Source organism: Gluconobacter frateurii, from assembly GCF_002723955.1.
In the GTDB taxonomy this organism is placed as follows: domain Bacteria; phylum Pseudomonadota; class Alphaproteobacteria; order Acetobacterales; family Acetobacteraceae; genus Gluconobacter; species Gluconobacter frateurii.
On sequence record NZ_BEWN01000001.1, the window covers coordinates 70,324 to 92,276 of the forward strand.

Annotated in this window: 11 protein-coding genes; 6 read left to right on the forward strand and 5 right to left on the reverse strand. The window is 59.2% G+C overall.

The features are described 5' to 3' along the window. Nucleotides 1-56: 56 nt before the first annotated feature. Nucleotides 57-5,330, reverse strand: a complete 5,274-nt coding sequence (locus GFR01_RS00280; RefSeq protein WP_099180842.1) for a Hint domain-containing protein — start codon at nt 5,328-5,330, stop codon at nt 57-59. 241 nt (nt 5,331-5,571) lie between these two features. On the opposite strand from GFR01_RS00280, the gene tsaE reads away from it, so the two are divergent. The 6 genes from tsaE (at nt 5,572) to GFR01_RS00310 (ending at nt 15,085) form a co-directional block, all read left to right on the forward strand. After that, on the forward strand, nt 5,572-6,021 hold the full coding sequence (tsaE, locus tag GFR01_RS00285) for a tRNA (adenosine(37)-N6)-threonylcarbamoyltransferase complex ATPase subunit type 1 TsaE (RefSeq protein WP_099181564.1): 450 nt from the start codon (nt 5,572-5,574) through the stop codon (nt 6,019-6,021). Beyond that, the gene (gene addB / locus GFR01_RS00290) at nt 6,018-9,053 is read left to right on the forward strand and encodes a double-strand break repair protein AddB (protein ID WP_099180843.1); all 3,036 of its coding nucleotides are present in this window, start codon (nt 6,018-6,020) and stop codon (nt 9,051-9,053) included. Before tsaE ends, addB begins: the two co-directional genes overlap by 4 nt. After that, nucleotides 9,050-12,607 carry a double-strand break repair helicase AddA gene (gene addA, locus GFR01_RS00295; protein ID WP_099180844.1) on the forward strand — a complete coding sequence of 1,186 codons (3,558 nt, stop codon included), beginning with the start codon at nt 9,050-9,052 and terminating at the stop codon, nt 12,605-12,607. Before addB ends, addA begins: the two co-directional genes overlap by 4 nt. Before the next feature lie 83 nt (nt 12,608-12,690). After that, nucleotides 12,691-13,017, forward strand: coding sequence for a thioredoxin TrxA (trxA, locus tag GFR01_RS00300; protein WP_007283421.1), 327 nt, complete (start codon nt 12,691-12,693; stop codon nt 13,015-13,017). An 86-nt stretch (nt 13,018-13,103) separates the two neighbouring features. Next, nucleotides 13,104-14,309 (forward strand): ribonuclease D, encoded by a 1,206-nt coding sequence (gene rnd, locus GFR01_RS00305; RefSeq protein WP_099180845.1) that lies wholly within the window; start codon nt 13,104-13,106, stop codon nt 14,307-14,309. A gap of 131 nt (nt 14,310-14,440) precedes the next feature. Further along, a complete protein-coding gene (locus GFR01_RS00310) occupies nt 14,441-15,085 on the forward strand; it encodes a GcrA family cell cycle regulator (RefSeq protein ID WP_167384181.1) in 645 nt (214 codons plus the stop codon). Nucleotides 15,086-15,144: 59 nt separating this feature from the next. Here the strand turns inward: GFR01_RS00310 and GFR01_RS00315 are convergent, their stop codons facing one another. The 4 genes from GFR01_RS00315 to GFR01_RS00330 form a co-directional block, all read right to left on the reverse strand. Beyond that, nucleotides 15,145-15,573 (reverse strand): energy transducer TonB, encoded by a 429-nt coding sequence (locus GFR01_RS00315; RefSeq protein ID WP_099180847.1) that lies wholly within the window; start codon nt 15,571-15,573, stop codon nt 15,145-15,147. Between the two features lie 129 nt (nt 15,574-15,702). Further along, entirely contained in the window at nt 15,703-17,334 is a 1,632-nt protein-coding gene (locus tag GFR01_RS00320; RefSeq protein ID WP_099180848.1) for an efflux transporter outer membrane subunit, read from the reverse strand. Then, the gene (locus GFR01_RS00325; protein ID WP_099180849.1) at nt 17,334-18,512 is read right to left on the reverse strand and encodes an efflux RND transporter periplasmic adaptor subunit; all 1,179 of its coding nucleotides are present in this window, start codon (nt 18,510-18,512) and stop codon (nt 17,334-17,336) included. The genes GFR01_RS00320 and GFR01_RS00325 overlap by 1 nt, the downstream gene beginning before the upstream one ends. Beyond that, nucleotides 18,512-21,685 carry an efflux RND transporter permease subunit gene (locus tag GFR01_RS00330; RefSeq protein WP_099180850.1) on the reverse strand — a complete coding sequence of 1,058 codons (3,174 nt, stop codon included), beginning with the start codon at nt 21,683-21,685 and terminating at the stop codon, nt 18,512-18,514. Before GFR01_RS00330 ends, GFR01_RS00325 begins: the two co-directional genes overlap by 1 nt. Nucleotides 21,686-21,953: the final 268 nt, after the last annotated feature.

The window sequence follows — 21,953 nt, forward strand, 5'->3', positions numbered from 1 at the left end:
GCATCCCGGTGACATGGGTTCTTGGTCATCAGTAGTGACGTATGAGGCTCAAGACCTTAACCTGCCGCGCGAAGGGCAGATTTTTGGTCCAGCGCACTGTTAAGGGCCGCCATGACGGCGTCTTCAGAGAACGTCGCCTGTGTGTAAGCCTGTCCTGCCTGAATAATGTCTGACAGGTCCTTGGCTTTGTGGAGTGCGACGATCTGGCGAGCCAGATCTTCCGCTGTTGTCTTCACGAGCGACTGAAGGCTCTTCGGTAGGGTCAAGCCCTCGGCTGCAACGGGTGTCATGATGCAGGGCACACCTGCGGACAGGCTTTCCAGAACCTTACCCTTGATGCCTGCACCGAAACGCAGCGGTGCAACGCTCAGGCGAGCCTGACCGAGAACGCTGCCCAGATCCTGCACATGCCCCAGAATGCGGATACGGTCGTTGGCCAGTGCGTGGATGCTGTCTGGCATCTCTGCTCCTACGAGGGTGCAGGTGATGGTCGGGTCCATGGCCCAGACGACCGGCATAATGTCCTGAACCAGCCAGCGGGCGGCATCACCGTTCGGGGCATGGGCGTAGTTGCCGACGAACAGCACGCCATTGCGGTTTGTGGTCTCGGAAGCGGTTTGCGACACAGCCCAGGGCACGACATGCACATTCGCCTGAGGCAGATCCTTGAGAAGCTGTGCGGCTTCGGTCTGGGAATGCGTCAGCACGGCATCGGCCTGAAGAGCGGCGCGATATTCTGCGACCCGAACCTGATTGGCCTTGGCCATCAGTTCCGGGCGTCCTTGAATGGCGGCCTGACGGGCCAGACGCAGGAAGTGCAGATCCGCCACACTATACAGGACGCGGGCCTTGGTCTGGTTGCGACGGACAAGCGCCATGTAGCGCGTGGCGACGTCTTCCCGGTGCAGATACACAACGTCAAAGCTGTCTTTCTGGCGGGACAGTGCATCTTCCACGGATACGAAGACCGGTGCGCCCTGAACAGTCACGGTCGGGAGCGTGTCCAGACGTGTGGTCAGGGTCATCTGGTCTGCTGCGATGAAGCAGACGTCGTATCCCAGACCTTCCAGTGCGGCCATGTGAGACAGAATGGCCTGTGATCCTGCATCCCGCTTTGCATCCGGGCGCAGGCTGTCGATCACCAGAGCGCGTTTGCGCTGCGGTGCGCTGGCAGTTTTCATGCCCCGGCGACGGCGTGTGGCGTTGAGCGCCTTATCCGTCAGGCCGCTGATGGCCTGTGCACGGGACTGGCGGAGTTTTTCGACCTGGCCCAGCAGAAAGGACAGAACCTGATCGCCAGCCTGTTCGTCAGCAGTGGCTTCGACAGCGCGGGCGACGGTCTGCTCCATATCTGCGTCGAACATGCCCACAGGCTCCAGAACCTGCGGTGCGCCGAGGAGGGCGCCATCGCTTTCACGACGTACTTCCAGAATATGACGCGTCAGGGGCGAGAGGCCGCCCGGCAGGATGACATCAAACCCGCAGAGCAGCGGACGGCCCGTTTTTGCAACATCGGGGCGTCGACCATTGGCCAGGACGGAGGCCAGAATTACACCGTTATCCACGACTTGAAGCGTTACCGCGTCTTCAGGAGCTGCCGAGTTCGTGACCCAGCCGGAGATGCGATTGCGGGTGGCGATGTCGATGCAGCCGTCCAGAGGGTCAACCGGAGTAGACGCCACGATAGCCAGTGGGGCTTTGTGTTCCTTCTGGTCCATCATCCAGGGCGTGTTGCCGAGGGCAGCACCGTCCGTGACGCGGCGGACTTCGAGAACATGACGCTCCAACGGAGACAGCCCCCCCGGAATGTCAAACCGGAAGCCACAGGCCACCCCAATATCCGGGCGAGCCTTATCAGCCCGAATTTCGCCCAGAACCACACCGTTATCGATGATCTGAAGACGGACAGGCTTCACGCTTCCTGCAACGCGTGCCCAACCTTCGATGCGGTTATGGGTAACAACATCCACATAGCCTTCCAGATCACCTGTTGCGGGCTGGATGTTGGAAGACAGGGCGTTCAGACGGCCACGGACGGCGGCCAGAAGAGCGCCTTCCTCAACGCGTGGGGCGCAATACTGAGCCGGAACCGGTTCTGCATTCGGGTAGAGCACGCTGTAGTCGGCGGCGTTGTGGAACATGCCGCGAGAGCTGTCGTCCACGAAGGTTTCAGACTCCGCGCCGTTTGCGAAAATGACGTCGTGGCTTTCCAGTTCAATATGGAAATACGCGACTTCATCCATGCGCTCGGCCTGCACGATGCTGCTGCCGTTCACGAGCGACAGAGCCGGGATCAGCACGCCGTCCAGATACATGGCATGGAGCGGGGAGACGGACAGGTCCTGTTCAGGAATGTTCTTGCCGAGAGATCCCTTGCGGAAAGTGACCGGCAGGATATCGCGGTTGCCATTGGCGAACGTGCCGGAATAGCTGCGGCGGCCGATCCAGTGGATGGGGCGCAGGCCGTTCGAGCGCGTCTGGATCAGGTCACCAACTTCAAGCTGTTCGACCGGAACGTCGCCGCGTTCTGTACGGATCAGCGTGCCGCGGCAGTAGCAGGGGGTGCCTTCCGCCAGAAGCATCGTACCACCCGTACTGTCGGACTGAAGGGTGAAGAAGTCGGCGTCGTAAGCGCTATCGAGGGCGATCGTATAGGTGTCGGTGCCGTTGGATACTTCCAGCGTGGAGGGATCGGTCAGGGTTGCCGTGGCACTGTCGGACCAGGCGAGTTCCGGCAGGTCCACTTTGGCGCCGCTGGCCAGACGGATGTTCCGGGTCGTGCTGCCGGCATAAAGCGCAAGGCGGCTGCCATCCCCAACGCTGACGTTTGAGGCTGTGCTGCCGCTGTGGACAGCCGCGGTCTGGCTGCCCGTCAGGGCGACGTCAGACAGGGCTGCACCGTTCGTAGCGCTGTAATCCGTCATTTCCAGTAGCGTCAGGGACGGATCGTGGTCGGATTCACCGTCCAGCTGGCCTGTATTGACGTGCAGGGTCTGGAACTGGCCTGCATTGGCAAAACCGTCTGTGCCGATGGTGTGATCGAGGGACTGGGCGTTGCCTTCATAGATGTAGGTGTAGCGATTACTCGCGTCTTCCTTGGTCTCCATGTCCGTCAGGCCAGCATTGGCATAGACCTGATTGGCGTCGCTCCATGCCACGTCATTGAAGTCTCCAAGGATGCCAACCTTCGCGGTCGGATCGCTTGAAAGCTGGTTCTGGACGTAGTTCGTGATGTACTGGGCCTGAGCAATACGATTGTTGACGGTGCTGGTCGTGCCGCCATGGTTCACGGGGGGCTGCGTGGCACCATAAAGTTCCGAGCTGCCAGCCTGGGAGGACAGATGCACGTTGATGAGCGTGACGTCCTTGCCGTTGAACTCGAAGGTTCCAACCAGTGGCAGGCGGGTGTTCTTGAAGGTTCCGTCCAGCTCTTCACTGCCGATGGTGGTGACAGGTTCTTTCAGCGTGACGCGGTCTGTGTTGTAAAGGAACACGCTGCGGATGTTGCCGCCGGACACACCGCCCTGCGTGCCGTTCGCCGGATCGACCTGTGCCCAGGAGTAGGTCGGGCCACCCGCATCGGCGATGGCCTTGACCAGAGCGGCAAGGTTCTGTTCCGCACTGACGGTGCCGTCATTCGTGGTGCCGCTGTCGTCCTGGATTTCCTGAATGGCCAGAACGTCAGGATTATCGAGATTTTGCACGATGATCTTGGCGACCTGTGCCAGACGGTCCGCATTGGCCGGATCAAGGGCGTTGAAGTTCTCGATATTATAGTCACTGACGAGAAGATTCTGCTCGTCCTTGTGGAAGGTCGTGACCGGAGCAGGGGTTTCCGTGTGAATGACCGTGACCTGCGTGGTCGGGATTAGCTCATAAACGCCGTTGTAATAAGTCAGGACGCCCGTAATGTCCCCGAGCTTGTCGCCCACTTCGGCGCTGATGGCAGAACCGGGAGTGACGCCGCTGTCGTAATAGATTTCGACGCGCTGAGTGTTGATGCTGCTCTCGGTGCTCTGAAGCGCACCGGTAGGCGTCAGCAGACCATTGCCATTGTCCGGCACAACCCATGTGGCGTTGGAGGCTGTGGCACCGGTCGCCACGACATCATGCAGGGTAACGACCTGACCGATGAGGTTACGATAGAAATCAAGAGCATTCGTGTCGGGGCTTAGAGACGCCGTGCTCTTGTTAAGATCGATCGCCTGCTCAAGGTCCCCGAGGTAAGACGCGGCTGGAACCGTCAGGCCGCCCTGACCAATGACCGTTGGGGCAATTTCTGCGTAGGCAGCACCCGTGTCTGTGTAAGAGACCAGATTGATTTCTGGCAGGGTAAGGGACTTGCTCCAGGAGGTGCCAGAGTAGTTCGTGACGGTGCCGGTGATGGTAACAGTCTCACCCACGGTCGGAAGGGTGGCTGTCTTACCCGCATAAACAAAGATGCCTGTGCTGCCGACGGTGTTCTGGTCTTTATCCGCTTGCTGAACCCAGAAGCCGATGCTGCCATTCGTATCGATTGCCGTGACGACGCCAGCGGTCGTGACGCTGGCCCCCGCATACGGACTGTAATAGCCGACGCCATTGATCTGCTGGATTGTCAGGGTCTGGGGCGTGGTGCTGGTTCCGCCAGACGAGCTTCCACCTGTGTCCGATCCGGTGCCAGTACCCGTGCCACTCCCGGTATCGGACCCCGTAGAGCCGCCTGTGCCGGTGTCAGAACCTCCTGTGTCGGTTCCTGTCCCCGAACCGCCTGTAGAGCTGCCGTCATTAGCGGCACCGGGTGTGACCAGAACCGTTCCCGCAGCAGCAGTGGTTCCGTAGCCGTCAATGCCGGCAAGTGAGGGGTCATCAATCGCCCAGTCGGAGGCACTGTTCGTGTCTGTTCCATCAGGAATGCGGGACGCGCCGGCAATCAGCTTGCCTGTCAGAACCGGGGCGCCAGCATAGGTCGGATCGCCGCTGCCACCGTCTGAAACGGCAATCGTGTCCCCTATTTCAGACCATGGTGTGGAGGTGAAGGTGCCTGCGTTGGCAGTGTCGAGGTCATCGCCAGCCTTACCGGTGAAATTCTTGACCAAAAGGACAGTTTGCGTGCCGTTCTGCAAAGCATTTGTCTGGTATGGCGTCACCCAGTAGCCAGCGCTGTTGGTCGTTCCGAGCTGGAAAACATTGTCAATCTTGCCCGCAACGCTGCCGTCGCCATCGACAACGATCAGTGACCATTCGCTGTAATCTGTGTCAGCATCCCCTTTGACTTCAATAAATTCGTTCGGATCTCCAGAAACACTTGGATTAAACATGAATTCATTGATCAGAAGATTGGATGTCATCGGTAAATACCCTGATTGGAATGGTCTTGTTCAGAATGGTTACTGAAAAGTTAAAAACCATTTCTCTTTGTATGTAATAAAGAGTCAATAAGGGTTGTTTGTATTTTTCAAAGAATCACAAAACGTTCACTTTATTTCGTTTTGTGTCATATTCTATGCTTGTACAGGGCAATATCCTGTTGTCAGAAACCAGAACATTCCCCCGCTTGCTGGATGACGCGTGCGGCGTCACATTATGCGCATGCAGATACGCCTCCCTGATCAGTCCTCGACCGAACATCTTGCGGCCCGAATCGCCGGGCGGTGCGCTCCGGGCGATTGCATTGCCCTGTCCGGCAGTCTGGGGGCTGGGAAAACCACCTTCGCGCGTGCATTTCTGCGGGTTCTGGCCCGTGACCCGCAAATGGAAGTTCCAAGCCCGAGTTTCGCGCTGGTTCAGCCTTACGACACCGCCGCCGGGCCAGTTTTCCACTATGATCTATGGCGGCTGGATGGGTCGGATGCGCTGTATGAACTGGCCTGGGATGAAGCCTGCGAAGGCATCATGCTGGTGGAATGGCCAGAGCGCGCCGAAGATCTCCTGCCCGCCAATGCCCTGCATCTGACGCTGACCTCTGGTGCGACAGAAGACGAACGGTTTGCAGAGCTGACCGGCTGGCCGAACGAACGTCTGAGCGGGATTGCGCTATGACGGTTGTTACGATCGCGGGCACCGAGCCGTTTCTGGATCGGGTCGCTCATGAATGGCTGAAACAGGACCCCGCTGCCGGAACGGACGGGCCGGGGCTGCTGCTCGTGCCGAGCCGTCGTGCCGGGCGTGCGTTGATGGAAGCGTTCCTGCGCGTACTAGACGGACAGGCCTCTCTTTTGCCGCGCATCGTTGCGATCAATGACGTGGATGAAGAGGCGCTGGCGTCTATCGGGATTGATGTCTCGCTGCCTCCGGCGGTCGAGCCGCAAAGACGGCTTGCCGTGCTGTCCATGTTGATTCTGCAAACGCCCATTGTCAGTGTTGGGGTGGACAAGACCAAGGGTATCGACCGGGCCTGGCCGCTGGCCAAGGCACTGGCGGATCTGATGGATGAGGCTGAGCGGAGTGGGGTCGATCTGGCGGCAAGTTTGCCAGAAGCCGTGGAAGAACGCTTTTCGGAACACTGGCAGCAGACGCTGAAATTTCTGGAAATCGTCACGACGATCTGGCCGAAATGGCTGGAAGAAGAAGGTCTGTCGAACCCCGTTGCCCGGCAGGTCGCGCGTCTGAAAGCGCAGGCGGCAGCGTGGCAGCATGTTCCTCCCCACACGCCAGTATGGGCGGTGGGGTTTGCAGATGGGTCAGCAGCGGTTTCAGATGTGCTGGCGGCGGTTGCGACGTTACCGGCTGGACTGGTGATTCTGCCGGGTGTTGATCTGGACCTGCCTCAGGCAATGTGGGACGCGCTTCCAGCGTCACACCCACAGGCGGGTCTCAAGGAAATTCTTACGGATCTGGGGCTGACACGCGATGATCTGACGGATTGGGACGGCGGCCGGGATCGGGCCAGAGAGCGCCTGATGCGTGGCGTTATGCTGCCGGAACAGGGGATTACTGCCTGGGGGCGGGATCTGAACCCGCGTAATATTTCAGGCCTGTCTCTGCTCCCCGCACAGGATCAGCAGCAGGAAGCGCAGTCCATCGCGCTGATCCTTCGCAATGTGGTGTCCGTCCCGGGCCAGACCTGTGCGCTTGTGACGCCAGATCGTAGCCTTGCTCAGCGCGTTGGGACGGAGCTTCTGCGGTTCGGGATTTATGCTGATGACAGTGCGGGTGAGCCTCTGGCGCAGACGCCAGCTGCCGTGTTCCTGCGCCTGATCGCCACGGCAGCCGAGGCCCAGCTTTCCCCGGTGGCTCTGCTTTCTGTTCTGAAGCACCCTTTGGCATCTCTTGGTCGGACACCGGGTAACTGTCACGCCTCGGCCCGTCGGCTGGAGCGTCTGTTGCTGCGTGGACCTGCTCCTGCACCCGGTATCGCGGGCCTTAAGGCGGCACTCGAGACGTATATCCAGAACCAGCGTGACCCGGACAATGGTGCCAGCGCGGATGCTCCTGATGAGCCGGAAGGCCCAGCAGCGTTCATCGCCCGGATTGAAGCCGCTTTCGCTCCTCTGCTCAGCCTCTCTGGCGCGGTTCCGCTCCCCGAATTGCTGGAAGCCCTGATCCATACCGCCGAAGCCCTGGCCGCAACGGAAACTGAACTGACCGCCGATCCCGAAGAAGGACTGCATCCGGGCGGACGTCTCTGGATGGGGGATGATGGTGAGGCGCTATCCCGTCACTTGGCCGCTTTAATCCAGCATACCGGCATCCTGCCACCCCAAAGGCTGGCGCATCTGGATTCTTTCCTGAACACGTCCATGGCCGGGCAGATGCTGACGGGCCTTCGCGCGCATCGTGGCGGTGTGGAACTGGCCCATCCGCGTGTCACCATTCTCGGTGTGCTGGAAGCGCGTCTGTTGGCGTTCGATGTGGTTGTTCTGGGTGGATTGAACGAAACGGTCTGGCCACCTGCAACAGATCCGGGGCCATGGCTGAGCCGCCCGATGCGGACCCGTGTTGGTCTGCCGTCTCCCGAGCGTCAGATCGGCATCAGCGCCCATGATTTCGTCTCAACGGCGCTGGCCGCTGGGGAGGTTGTGTTCTCCAGCTCCGCCCGACGGGACGGTGCCCCGGGTGTGCCCGCCCGCTGGATGGTGCGAATGGAAGCGTTTCTGGGCGGCCGTGGGCAGAAACTGCCCGTGCATCCAGCGCTCGAATGGCAAAAGGCCATGGATCAGCCGCTGGATGGTGCAGAAACCGTGGTTCCCCCAGAGCCAAGGCCTCCTGTGGCACTCCGGCCGCGTCGTCTGAGCATCACGGAGATCGAGACGTGGATGCAGGACCCATATGCCATTTATGCCAAGCATGTTCTGAAGCTAAAGGCGCTCAAGCCGCTTGAAGAAGGTGCGGAACACGCGGATTTCGGCATGATTGTGCACGAGGCGATGGATCGCGTTCTCAAAGACTATCCGGACCGCTGGCCGCAGAACGTAGCCTCATCCCTGAAGCGTGCCTTCACGGAAGAACTGGCCAAGGCCAATATGCGACCTGCGCTGGTCAGTTGGTGGAGCCCAAGGCTGGAGCGTATTGCGGACTGGGTTGCCGTACAGGAGCGGATCCGTCGAGAACAGGAGCACGCCATCGCGCGGCATATGGAAGTGTCTGCGTCCTTCAGGATCGAAGCTGCACGTGCACCGTTCGAACTGCGCGGTAGGGCGGACCGCATTGATGTTGATGAAGACGGCAAGGCGACGATCTTTGATTACAAAACCGGTTCCCCCCCCACCGGCAAAGCCGTGGAAGGGGGCTGGTCCGTTCAGCTTGTTCTGGAAGGGGCACTGCTGGCCAAAGGTGCTTTTGAAGGCGTTCCGGCTGCCGAGACGAAACAGCTTCTGTACTGGCATCTGACAGGCGGCGATGATCCGGGGAAAGAGAGCGAAGTTCCAAGCCGGAAATCCAGCCTTGATGCGGCGGCCCTGATTGGTGAGGCCATGGAAAAACTGCGTGGCCTCATTGATGAGTATGACCAGCCCGATCAGCCCTATCGCTCCCAGCCCTGGGCCGGGCATGTGCCGCGCTACACGGATTACGCCCAGTTGGCACGGGTGGATGAATGGCGCGCGGCCTATGCGGAAGGAGACGACTCATGAGCGAGATTCGCAACCGCGCTGACGTTATTGCTGAAGCCGATCGCACCCAGCTTGCAGCGTCTGACCCAATGGCGTCCGTCTTCGTGTCCGCGTCTGCTGGATCAGGTAAGACGAAGCTGCTGATTGATCGTCTGCTTCGTCTGATGCTGCCCCTTGAAGTAGAAGCAGATGATGGGTCGATTGTGTTGGCCGAAGGGGCAAACCCATCCCGCATCCTGTGCCTGACCTACACCAAGGCCGCGGCCGCGGAGATGGCCAATCGTCTCCAGTCCCGGCTTGGCGAATGGGTGTCGCTCCCGGATGAGCGTCTGGGCCGGGAACTTGAGAAACTGCGTGTTCCCAATACGGATGAGACACGGCGTGCAGCCCGTGCGCTGTTCCTGAAGGTTCTGGACCTGCCGGGCGGTTTGCGGATCGAGACGATCCATGCGTTCTGTCAGTCTCTACTGCGACGTTTCCCGCTGGAAGCGTCCGTTGATCCGCATTTCACCCTGATGGAAGATACGGACACAACGCTGGCTTTGCGGGAAGCCATGGAAGATGAACTCGCCAAGGCTCCGAAAATCGTGGCGGAAGTGGCGGGAACCATCGGGATCGACAGGTTCTTCCAGCGGATCCGCGCTCTGAATATGGAAGAAAGTCGCGTCCGTCCCCTGCTGGACCGTTGGCAGATCCTGCCGGACGCTGTGCTGAGCGCCTATCGGGGCGCCCTGAAAGCCGGGCAGGAGGCGGCGTCTGATCTGGAAGGGTTGATCTGTCAGCCACGCAAGGAAGCGGAATTGCGAGCCGGACTTCAGGCGGCGCTCGGCGTTGTCACGGCCGCTGCGAAGCCGACTGTGGAGCAGATGCTCCTGTGGCTCGGGACACAGTTGGAAGACCGTTCGGCACCCGTCTGGAGCAAATGTCTGCTGACGGACAAGGGCACCGTGCGGCAGATGAACCGCATCATTAGCAAGAAAGCACAGGACGTCGTTCCTGAAATCGTGCCGCTGCTGGAAGAGGAAGGCCAGCGCCTCCTCGATCTGACAGAAAGCATCAAGCGCGCCGTGCTTCTTTCCCTGAATCGCGCGCTTCTGTCTCTTGCTGCGCCAATGCTGTCGAACTTTCGTGAGGGCAAGGCTGCGCGTGGACTGGTGGATTACAACGATCTCATTCAGGAAACGCGAAACCTGCTGGAAGATCCGGGTGCGGCCTGGGTGCTCTATAAACTGGATGGCGGTATCGACCATCTGCTGCTGGATGAGGTGCAGGACAATTCCAGCCTTCAGTGGGAGATCGCCGGGGCTCTGACATCCGAGTTCTTTTCCGGTGAGGGTGCCTGGGAGCAGGGGCCGAGACCCCGCACAGTGTTCGCGGTCGGCGACTACAAACAGTCCATTTACGGATTTCAGGGCGCTGACCCGGAACAGTTTCATAGCTGGAGAGCCGAGTTTGCCCGTCGCGTTCAGAATGCGGGCCTGCCGTGGCGTGATCCGGATCTGAACGTCTCCTTCCGCTCCGTCACGCCCGTTCTGTCTTTCGTTGATGCGGTCTTTTCCCAGCCGAATGCCGCACATGGTCTTTTGGAACAGGGGCAGGAGGCACTGCTTCCCCATGTGTCCGCACGTCCGGGGCAGGGTGGGCGCGTTGAACTCTGGCCGCTCGTCCCGGTGCTGGAAGGCGAGGACGATGATGAAGGTCTGACCCCCTGGCAGGCTCCGCAAGCCAATACCGGCCAGCGCAGTGCGCCGCAGCGTCTGGCGGAGGCGCTTGCCGGGTGGATTGATCAACAGATTGGTCGTTCGCCGCAACCGGGACAGGCGCCTTTGAAAGCGGGCGATGTTCTGATTCTCGTGCCGCGCCGTTCGTCCTTCCTGCGGTCTTTGATCCGGGCACTAAAATCGCGAAATGTGCCAGTGGCGACACTGGTGCGCGTCGGTTTGACGCAGCAGGTGGCCGTTCGCGATCTCATGACGCTCTGTGCGGCACTGCTTTTGCCCCAAGACGATCTGACACTGGCGGCGGTTCTGACGTCTCCCCTTGGTGGCCTGAGCGATGATTCGCTGATGGCGCTGGCGACAAAAGATGGTCGCGCCCACGCCCTTGGCCCGAAAGGTCAGCCCCTCTGGACTGTCCTGCGGGAACGTCATCGGGAGCGTGCGGAATGGCAGGCGGCATGGACGATGCTGTCTGCGCTTTATGCACGGGTGGATTATGCCACACCGTACCGCCTGCTGGCCGAAGCGCTTGGCCCGCATGGTGGGCGCACACGACTTCTGCGTCGTCTCGGGCCTGAAGCGGCTGAACCGGTGGACGAACTGCTGACCGCTGCCCTGCGCTACGAAGGGCTGCATCCTCCTTCGCTTCAGGGGTTTCTGCATTGGCTGGAAGCCAGCGAAATCACCAGTAAGCGTGAAGCCGAAAGCGAAACCGGGGCTGTCCGCGTCATGACCGTGCATGGGTCCAAGGGTTTGCAGGCCCGTCTGGTCGTGATGCCGGATACGTTGTCCCGTGCGCCAGCCAGTGGAGACTTCCTGTGGGAAGAGGCCGCCGGGCTGGACCTTCCGATCTGGGTGCCGAAGAAAGATGCTGGCACGGATGTCACGACGGCCTTGTCTGCCCGGGATGCAGAGAAGGCGCGGGCGGAAAACAACCGTCTGCTCTACGTAGCCCTGACGCGCGCCAGTGACTGGCTGGTGATCTGCGGAGCCTCCACGAAACGTCAGCCGGAAGACACGAGCTGGTATCGTCAGTGTCAGGCCGGGTTCGAAACGCTCATCAATGCGCGATCCGAACCGCTGGGACTGGGGTGGGACGGAGACCGTCTGGTTCTGGAAGAAGAGCGGAGCGTGGCTCCTGCGCCGGATGCCACGCCGCAGATCGTCGCGCCCATGCTGGAATTGCCTGCGTGGCTCGGTCGTGCGCCTGACTGGCGCGCGGACGTCGCCCCGATGGAAGACGCCATGACGCGCCCTTTGGCTCCAAGTCGGCCAGATGGCGCAGAGTTTGGGGAAGTGCCCGCAGCCCGTTCCCCGCTGGAACTGCTTGCGGGCAGGCCAAAGCCCGTTCGGGAACAGGCCATGCGGCGCGGCACGATGATCCATCGCCTGCTTCAACTTTTGCCGGAAACGCCTTCTGAAGACCGGCTGGCGCTTGCAACCCGCTGGCTCTCCAGGCCTGCGCTCGGGCTGACAGAGAGTGAGGTCGGGCGTCTGACGGATCAGGTCATGGGCGTCCTGCACCATCCAGATCTCGCGCCCCTGTTTCAGGCGGGCAGCAGGGCAGAGCAGCCGATTTCGGGCATCAGTGAGGGGCGCGTGGTCTTGGGGCAGGTGGATCGTCTGTGGATCGGGGACGGAGAAATCTGGATTTGTGACTACAAAACGAACCGTACTCCCCCGATTCGGGTCGAGCGAACACCGGTGGCCTATGTACGGCAGATGGCGGCCTATCGGGCTGTTCTCCAGCAACTACATCCTGATTTTGCCATTCACTGTTCACTGGTCTGGACGGAGGGACCGTCCGTTATGGTTCTTCCGGATGGGCTTCTGGATCGTGTACTGGAGGAGTCTTGATTTAATGGGCAGGCTCTTGCAGTCCTGACCAGAGAAGCCGATATCGGTTTACAGAAACACGTTTCATCACAAGGAACACGTCCATGAGCGCAAATACGGTTGCCGTTACGGATAGCAGCTTTGAAACAGACGTCCTGAAGTCTGACGGCCCGGTTCTGGTCGATTTCTGGGCAGAATGGTGCGGTCCGTGCAAGATGATTGCTCCGGCGCTCGAGGAAATCGGCGCTGAGTATCAGGGCCGCCTGAAGGTCGCCAAGGTCAACATCGACTCCAACCCGGAAGCCCCCACGCAGTATGGCGTCCGCAGCATCCCGACGCTGATCGTCTTCAAGGACGGCAAGCCGGTTGCGCAGCAGATGGGTGCGATGCCGAAGAGCCAGCTCAAGGCCTGGATCGAAAAATCCATCTGATCTGACGGCTACTCGCTATCCACTGTCCTTCATTCGAGGGCAGTGGGGGCGTGGTCAGAGGCGATTCCTTTGTGTAGGATCGGGCCATGCGTCCGAAAGCCTCTGATTTCCCGTCCCCCGTCATCGTGACCTCTAGCGAGGAGGTTGCACGGCTCTGCAACAAGCTGAAGCAGGAGCCGTTTGTTACTATCGATACGGAATTCGTTCGGGAAAAGACCTACTGGCCCGAACTCTGCCTCGTGCAGCTTGCTGGCGAAGAAGACGTCGCCGTTATTGATACGCTGGCGCCGGGTATTGATCTGGCTCCATTGGGCGAGCTTCTGGATGAGCCCGGATGCATCAAGGTGTTCCATGCCGCGCGGCAGGATCTTGAAATCTTCCTTCATATTTTCGACCGGCTTCCGCAGTCCCTGTTTGATACACAGGTGGCAGCGATGGTGGCCGGATTTGGCGATCAGGTCGGCTATGACAGTCTTGTGGGCGCCATTACGGGGCAGGCTATCGACAAGGCGCATCGTTTCAGTGACTGGTCAGCCCGTCCGTTGACGAAGGCCCAGATTGCCTACGCAGCAGCAGACGTGACGCATCTCCGCACGGTCTATCTTGCGCTTCGCAAGCAGCTTGAGGACGAAGGTCGTCTGCGCTGGGCGGATGCCGAGCAGGCTGTTCTGACATCTGAAGAGACTTTCCGCCCTGACCCGCGCCGCCTGTGGGAAAAGCTCAAGGCCCGCACGAATAACCGCAGGATGCTCGGTATCCTGAGAGAAATCGTGGCATGGCGTGAGCAGGAAGCGCAGAACGCGGATATTCCCCGTCAGCGTGTTATCCGGGACGAAAGTCTGCTCGAAATTGCTGCCATCAAGCCGAACAGCATCGAGGCGCTGGCCCGCGTGCGTGGGGTGACCCGTGGTTTTGCGGAAGGCAAGATGGGGCAGGGGCTTCTGGAGGCTGTCCGTATTGGTGAGAGCCTTCCGGATGCAGATCTGCCAAAGCCCCCCTCCAAATCAGACAAGGGACGTCCTTCTGCGGCGTTGGTAGCGTTGCTTCGGGTTCTTCAGACGGCCAAGTGTGAGCAGCACAAGGTTGCGCCACGTCTCGTGGCCTCGTCCGATGATCTGGACCGGATTGCGCTGGGTGAGACGGAAGTCGGTGCGCTCAGGGGCTGGCGTCGGGAAGTTTTCGGGCTGGATGCGCAGGCGCTGGTCCGTGGTGAGATTGCACTGGCCGTTGTAAAAGGCTGTGTTGAACTTCAACGGGTTGCACCAGAAGGTGAGCCCGTCGAGGCAGAATAAGCGTCTTCGACGTATGGATGGCTTTCTGGTAAGGAACGTCAGCCAGATTATCCCAACCCTGTGATCAGGGTTGGTCGGGCAACAGGATAGTGGGCCAGACAGGCCCGGATGCGGGACAGAGGAACCGGTATATGGACTGGACGGACGAGACGATCGCCAGACTTCGGGAGCTGTGGAGTCAGGGACTTTCGACCGCTGAAATCGGCCGCCAGCTTTCCATCACGAAGAATGCTGTTGTTGGCAAAGCCCACCGTCTGGGCCTGCCACCGCGCCCATCTCCGATCCGCAACCGCAAGGTGAAGGACGGGGAAACACCGTCCACGGAGACACCCCGCCGCAAGCCGCCCACCCGTAAGGTAGCAGCTCCGAAAGCTGAGGCATCTGCAGATCTTCTGGTGGAAAAGACTGAAGCAAAGCCGGCGGCAGTCAAGGCTGACACTCCAAAGTCTGCGCCGGCCAAACCGTCGCCCGCTCTGGAAAGCGTCATGATGTCTCCGCCGCCGCGTCCAGTCGCTGCAAAAGTGGACTCTCCTGCGCGTGTGGCTCCTGTTGCCCCAGAGCCTCGTGTTCCCCCGCCGGTTCGTCCTGCTCCGCCTCCAAGGTTTACAGCCAGTATCGACCGTCCGGCCCGTCGTGGTCCGTCCTGCTGCTGGCCGATCGGTGATCCGGGAACACCGGGTTTCCATTTCTGTGGGGCAACACCGTTGCCCGGAAAACCCTACTGTGCGGAACATGCCGCCATTGCTTACGTGAAGATCCGGGATCGCCGGGATTGAACAGAAAAAGCCGCCCGGTCAGGGCGGCTTTTTTTTATGAATCAGGAGGATATTCCTGATCACTCTATTATGAAATTGATGTGCAATTTAAAATCGGGGCTGGGTACGGCTTTACCGTTCTGCAGAGCGGGATGATAAATGGCGCGTTCCGCATACAGCAGAGCCGTCTGATTGAACTCGATGTAATGTCCCTGCGTGACATGGCAACTGTGTGCATGTCCCTCAGCATCAATGTCGCAGTGAACTGAGACGTTATCCGCAAGCTGTTGTTTCAGAAGACGAGCAGGGTATTGCGGGTTGGACGTCAGGAAATGATTTACGGAAGCGGGCCGGGTCTGATGCGACCTGTCTGGAAGATACCAGGCGAGGCTGAGACACTGCATCAGGCAGATGCAGAACATGAGTGGACCAAGCCAGCCTGAATTGCTGGCCTCTTCCTTGGGAAGAGGTGCAGGTTCTGTATCAGGCTTCTGTGGCGGTAGCTCCATTTCCCCTCACACTTCGCATGTGTCGGGTCTAAATGTAACTTAACGTTACTGAATGAAAAGCCTTTTTGTGCTCTGGAATTACATACCCATAAAAAAGACCGGCTTCTGTAGGGCCGGTCTTTGCAGGGATTAGTGAGAGGTGTTGGAAAGACTTCCCATGGGCAGCGCAGGCAGTGTGTTGCCCTGACCCAGTCCCGGTGTGTCGGGAGCAGAGGAGTTCAGGTTTTCGAACTGCTCTGGATGCTGGGACGCATTAACGTCACCAACCGGTTGGGGGTGATGCAGGTTGTCGTATTGCAGCGGCTCCACGGAGAGCGTCTGATCCATGGTCGGCAGGTTGCGTGTTGACCATCCGCCACCCAGGCTGCGGATCAGATCGACATCTGCTTTGTAGAGGCGGGTTGCGATTTCAACCTGATGAATTCGGCTTTCCAGTGTGTTTTCCTGGCTGAAAATAGCTTCCAGATAGGTGCCAACACCGCCCTGATAGAGCGTCATGGTCATGTTCTGGGTGTCCAGATTGGCTTTGACGGCCTGCTCAAGAGCAGCATTTTCCTTGGACAGACGCTCCGTGCGGGACAGTCCGTCTTCCACTTCGCGGAAAGCAGACAGAACTTTCATGCGGTATTCGTCCCGCGTTTCACGATAAGCCGACCAAGTGCGCTGAAGCTCCGCACGACGCAGGCCGCCATCAAAGAGCGGCATGTCCAGACTTGCCCCATAGGTCCAGAGCGAGTTGGCCAGATTGGCAAGATCAAAACCGTTGGACGCGAAACCGCCTCCGAGCTTCAGAGCGATATGCGGATAGAAAGCCGCACGCGCGATGCCGATTTCCCGGTTGGCCTGCGCCATTTCGCGCTCTGCGGAGGCGATATCCGGGCGACGCTGAAGCAGCTCGGAAGGAACAGAAGCCGGAATGCTGGGCTGGATGAAGCTGAAGGTCTGAATCTGCGGAATATGGAACGCAGAGGGAGACGAGTTGGTCAGAACCGCAATCGCGTGTTCCGTGACCTGACGGGCCGCCTGAATATCCAGCTGCGCGGCCTGTGTCGTGTAAAGCTGCGCCTGCGCGCGTGCCAGATCCAGACGGGGTGCGGCCTGATTCTGAACCTGATTTTCCGTAATGGTGACGGCGCGTTTGTAGAAGGAAATGGACTGCTCGTAGATCGCGTCCTGTGCGTCATAACCACGCAGTTCAATATAATCGCGCGCCAGTTCGGCCTGTGTGCTCAGGCGTGCCATGGCGAAGTCCGCTGCACGCTGCTGGGCAAACTGCTTCTGGGATCGCACGCGGTTACGAATGGATGACCAGAAATCCGGCTCCCAGGACACCAGTCCGCCGTAATCTTCTTCAGTTTGGGTGAGGGTGGCACCATTGCGGAACAGGCGGTCGGCAGACTGTTTGTTGTCTGACGCACCCGCTTCCATGCTGGCGTGCGGAAGCAGCTCGGAGCGTGCGACCGCAACGAGCGACCGTGCCTGAATGAAGCGTTCTGCCGCAGCCTGAATGTCGCCGTTGTCTGCTGTTGCCCGTTCTTCCAGTTCATTTAGAAGCGGGTCATGCAACATGGTCCACCAGTTTTCCGGGAGGACTGTGTCAGCGGGCGTTGCGATAGCGAACGGGGCCTGACCCTGCCAGCTTGCTGGAACAACAAAGTTCGGAGCCTTGTAAGTCGGTGCCAGATCGCAGGCAGAAAGTCCCAGCAGGGACAGGGCTGAACCGCAAGCGAGCGAGACGCGACGAAGAATAGGGTTCATCATCAGTCTTTTCCAAAGCCGGACTGGTTGTAGCCGCGCTGACCGTCCACGACATTCACCTTGTCGCCTTCCAGCACGTCGGCTGGCGGGTTGGAGATGATGCGGTCGGTCGGGGAAATGCCTGTCTGGATTTCGGTCGAGGTGTCTGCCATACGGCCAACCGTCACATTCCGGTAATGCACACGGCTGCTCTCATCCACGACCGCGACCTGCATGCCCTTTTCCTGGAAAACGAGTGCACTGGTCGGGATTTCGTACAGATGTGCGTCTTCGTTGTGGGACTTCAGGGCTGCGGAGGCGAAGGTGCCGGGCCACAGGACTTCGTCCTTGTTCTCAAGTGTAAACTCGGCAACGGCTGTGCGGGTGTTGGGATCGAACCCGCGGGACGTCGTCAGGTACTTCGCTTCGAATGTGCGGCCACGATACTGCGGGACGCTGATGGTCGCCGTCAGGTCAGGTTGCAGAACATAGGAGAATGTTTCCGGCACGGAGACGAACAGACGAAGCTTCTGCACGTCCGCCACTGTGAAGAGTTCGGAAGCGCTACCCGTTGAGTTCAGACCGCCGCCACCGTTGTTGACGTAATCGCCGACGTTGATGTTACGGGCCGTCACGACGCCATCGAACGGTGCAACGATGGTCTTGAACTTCTCAAGAGCTTCGAAGTGATCGACGTTCCGCTGTGCGGCGTCCACTTCTGCATGCGCAGACTGTTCGTTCGCGTTGGAGACCGAGACGGACTGCCCCGAGACGGACTGAGACCGTCCCATGGCGCGCCAGCGTTCTGCCGTGACGGTAGCGAGATGATATTTCGCCATCACGGAGTCCAGATCAGCCTTGGCCTGCGCATATTGTGCATCAAGGGCTGGGGCATTGATCTCGGCCAGAGCGTCACCGGCTTTCACATGAGCGCCGTAGTCCTTGTACCACATCTTCACGTAGCCAGAGACCTGCGGATAGATCGGCGCCTGATACCAGGCATCAATCGTGCCGGGGAGCGTCAGGGCGACCTTTTCCGGGGACTGCTTGGGATTGATGACTGCAACGTTCGGGATCGCGCCGGCTTCGGTGTCAGCCTTCAGTTCCGTTGCCGCATGGGTTTTTTCAACAACGATGAAGCCCACGTAAAGCGCGAGAACGCAGCTTCCCGCAATGGCGAAGATTTTCGGAGAGCTGGCCATTAGACAGTTTCCTTCTGACGCGAGGAACGGTTGTGGAGGATGGCGTAAACGCAGGGGACAAAGAGGAGGGTCGAGATCGTCGCGACCAGCAGGCCGCCGATGACGGCCTTGCCAAGCGGTGCGTTCGTGGAGTTCGAAATCGCCATCGGGATCATGCCGACAATCATGGCGAGTGCCGTCATGAGCACCGGACGAATACGGCCAAAGCCAGCTTCCAGTGCGGCCTTGAGGGCATCACCATGGATTTCGAGACGTTCACGGGCGAACGAGACCACGAGGATGGAGTTGGCGGTGGCAGTCCCCATGCACATGATGGCGCCGGTGAGAGCCGGAACCGACAGGCGTGTGCCCGTCAGGAATAGCGCCCACGCAATGCCGCCCAGAGCACCCGGCAGAGCCGTGATGATGATGAACGGGTCAAGCCAGGACTGGAAGTTCACGACGATCAGCAGATAGATCAGCACCACGGAGACACAGAGGCCGAAGACAAGCTGGGAATAGGCACCATGCATGGTGGTGGCCTGTCCGTGGACGTCGATTTCAGCCGAGCGCGGGACGTTGTGTGCGTCGTCAGCCAGAACTTTCTTCACGCCATCCAGAACGGAGCCCATGTCCGTGCCTTCGACGTTCACATAAATGTCCATCTCGGACATCGAGTTGTAGTGGGAGACTTCGCCCGGTGTGCCAGCAGCCACCACGTCTGCGACAGCGCCGAGAAGCTGTGGGTCGATGTTTTCGGGATTACCTTCACCTTTATCCACAGGAATGGTCAGCAGATCGCTCAGATGCGTCATCTGATCCTGTGAGGTGTAAAGGTTCAGCGGGAAGGTGACGTTGTCTTCCGGGTCCAGCCAGAACTGCGGATCAACAACGGCTGAGCCTGACAGGGTGTAAAGTTCGTTCTGGGCGATGTCTTCTTCCGTCACGCCAGTCGCCTGACCGAAGGTACGGTTGCCGTTCACCATCAGGGTCGGCGTGGACATGGTCTGCTGGATGGTCACATCCGCAGCACCCGGAACCTGACGGATCTTGCCGATGACGTGGCGCGCATAGTCGTAGTTCTGCATGGCATCCGGACCAGAGATCTGAACGTCGATCGGGGCGGAAGACCCGAAGTTCAGGATTTTCTGGGTCAGGTCAGCAGGCTGGAATGTGAATACCGTGCCGGGGAAGCGCTGTGACAGATCCTTGCGGAGCAGCTTGCGGTAGTCCCAGACAGGGGAGGCGTCATTCTTCAGGGCAATCGTCAGATCGCAGTCCTGCGTGCCGACGCTTGGGGTCGGCATGAAGGCCTGGTTGTGGGGGCCTTCTGGCAGGCCGCAATCGGAGATGATGCTTTCAACCTTGCCAGGCAGGTCCTCGTGGATGCGATCATCTACAAGGGCTGCAATACGGCCGGCCACTTCGATACGCGTGCCCAGTGGGGCACGCATATGCATCTGAAGGGTTCCGGATTTGACTTCCGGGAAGAAGTCCCGGCCCGCGAAGGCATAGAGCCCGGTTGAGGCAATCGAAATCAGCAGGAAGACGCCAACGAATGCCGTGCGGCGACCGATGCAGCGTTCCAGAAGTGTGCCGTAGCCATCACGAAAGCGATTGAAGCGCGCTTCGAAACCGGCCTGAAACCGTCCGAAGAAGCCCTTGGGCTCCGGATGGCCGTGGTCGGTTTCACCATGCGCGCCATGATGAACCTGCCCTGCCAGAAGGTACTTGGCCATGGTCGGCACGAGCGTACGGGACAGGATGAAGGACGCGATCATCGCAAAAATGATGGCTTCTGCCATCGGCATGAACAGGTAGCCCGACACGCCGTCCAGCTCGAAAAGTGGCAGCCAGACAATGCAGATGCAGGTTGTGGAGACGAAGGTCGGGATAACGATCTGATTCGCCGCATCGATGATGGCGAGTTCCAGATCCTTGCCCATTTCAAGATGGGTATCGATGTTCTCGATCATGACGGTGGCGTCATCCACAAGAATACCGACAGCCAGCGCGAGGCCACCCAGAGTCATCACGTTGATGGACTGACCCGCCCATCCCAGCCCGATGAGCGCGCAGAGAATGGCGAGCGGAATAGACGTGGCGATGATGACGGTGGAGCGCCAGGAGCCAAGGAACAGCAGGACCACGATACCGGTCAGGAACGCGGCGGTAATCATTTCCTGCACGACGTCCTTGATCTGGTCTTTCACCATCACGGAGGCGTCTTCGAGGATCGAGACATGTACATCAGGCGGCAGAATTTTACGCAGACGCGGGAGAAGCGCCTTGGTTGCGGCCACCACATCCAGAGTGGAGGCCGTGCCGCCCTTCTGGGTAATGACTTCCACGGCCTGACGGCCTTTTACCAGCACCAGATTCGTCTGAGGATGACCACCACGATAGACGTCCGCGACGTCCCTCACATAGATGACCGCATTGCCAACCCGTTTGACGGGGATATTGGCGATGTCTTCCATGCTCTGCGGGGCGGCGTTGGTCTGCACCATCCAGTCGGTTGCGTCGATCTTCTGATCACCGGCCGGCAGAACGATGTTCTGCTTGCGCAGGGCAGCCTGAACGTCCGCCGCAGCAAGATGATGAGCCCGGAGTTCTGCCTGGTTCATGGAGACCATGACAAAGCTGTCCATACCGCCATTCGGGTGAGCCACGACGGCACCTGGAACGGTTGCGAGCAATGGACGAACCGTAATCACGCCAAGTTTGAACAGATCCGAAGGTGTTTGCTTGTCAGACGTGATCTGCAGGGCAATGACCGGCACCTGAGACGGGTTCAGGGCCATGATCATGGGCGCTGGCACCATCGGGGGCATGCCAAGGAGCACCGTCTGGGAAATTGCTGTCACTTCCGCCTCGGCATCGCCGATGGGCGTGCCGGGCTGGAAGTAGATGTCTACAATTGAACGACCATAATAGGAGTTGGACTCCATATGCTCGATATTCTGGACTGTCGTCGTGACGGCCAGTTCGAAGTTGTAGGTAATACGGCCAGCAAATTCCTGTGGCAGAAGACCTGGATAGGTCCAGACCGCTGCGACGACCGGAATCTTGATGTTGGGGAATACGTCCGTTGGCGTCCTGAGGATCGAGAGGATGCCAAGCATCACAATCAGAATCGACAGGACGACGAACGTTAAGGGTCGTCTTAGCGCGGTGACAACAATGGCATTCATTGGTTGGCGCGTCCTGATGCGGTTTAGGTAGATGCGCCGATATACACACTATGTTGTAGAGCTGGATTTAAACTCCCATTTAATACAGAGATTTAATTAAATGCAGATTTAATCTGTTGTTTGCTGTCGCGCATTCTATGCATCTTGTAATGAAGATATATTTATTAAAATGGAATTTATTATAATTGTAAGCTCTTCGTATCCGTTCTTTACTATTTTTTATCGCGTCTATACGAAAAAACCCGCCCCTCACTGAAGAGGGGCGGGT

What these genes read in the sequence shown, in the direction of transcription:
- rnd (WP_099180845.1), top strand. Translation starts at nt 13,104, where the DNA reads ATGCGTCCGAAAGCCTCTGATTTCCCGTCCCCCGTCATCGTGACCTCT.
- tsaE (WP_099181564.1), top strand. Translation starts at nt 5,572, where the DNA reads ATGCAGATACGCCTCCCTGATCAGTCCTCGACCGAACATCTTGCGGCC.
- trxA (WP_007283421.1), top strand. Translation starts at nt 12,691, where the DNA reads ATGAGCGCAAATACGGTTGCCGTTACGGATAGCAGCTTTGAAACAGAC.
- GFR01_RS00325 (WP_099180849.1), bottom strand. Translation starts at nt 18,512, where the DNA reads ATGGCCAGCTCTCCGAAAATCTTCGCCATTGCGGGAAGCTGCGTTCTC.
- GFR01_RS00320 (WP_099180848.1), bottom strand. Translation starts at nt 17,334, where the DNA reads ATGATGAACCCTATTCTTCGTCGCGTCTCGCTCGCTTGCGGTTCAGCC.
- GFR01_RS00330 (WP_099180850.1), bottom strand. Translation starts at nt 21,685, where the DNA reads ATGAATGCCATTGTTGTCACCGCGCTAAGACGACCCTTAACGTTCGTC.
- addB (WP_099180843.1), top strand. Translation starts at nt 6,018, where the DNA reads ATGACGGTTGTTACGATCGCGGGCACCGAGCCGTTTCTGGATCGGGTC.
- GFR01_RS00310 (WP_167384181.1), top strand. Translation starts at nt 14,441, where the DNA reads ATGGACTGGACGGACGAGACGATCGCCAGACTTCGGGAGCTGTGGAGT.
- GFR01_RS00280 (WP_099180842.1), bottom strand. Translation starts at nt 5,330, where the DNA reads ATGACATCCAATCTTCTGATCAATGAATTCATGTTTAATCCAAGTGTT.
- GFR01_RS00315 (WP_099180847.1), bottom strand. Translation starts at nt 15,573, where the DNA reads ATGGAGCTACCGCCACAGAAGCCTGATACAGAACCTGCACCTCTTCCC.
- addA (WP_099180844.1), top strand. Translation starts at nt 9,050, where the DNA reads ATGAGCGAGATTCGCAACCGCGCTGACGTTATTGCTGAAGCCGATCGC.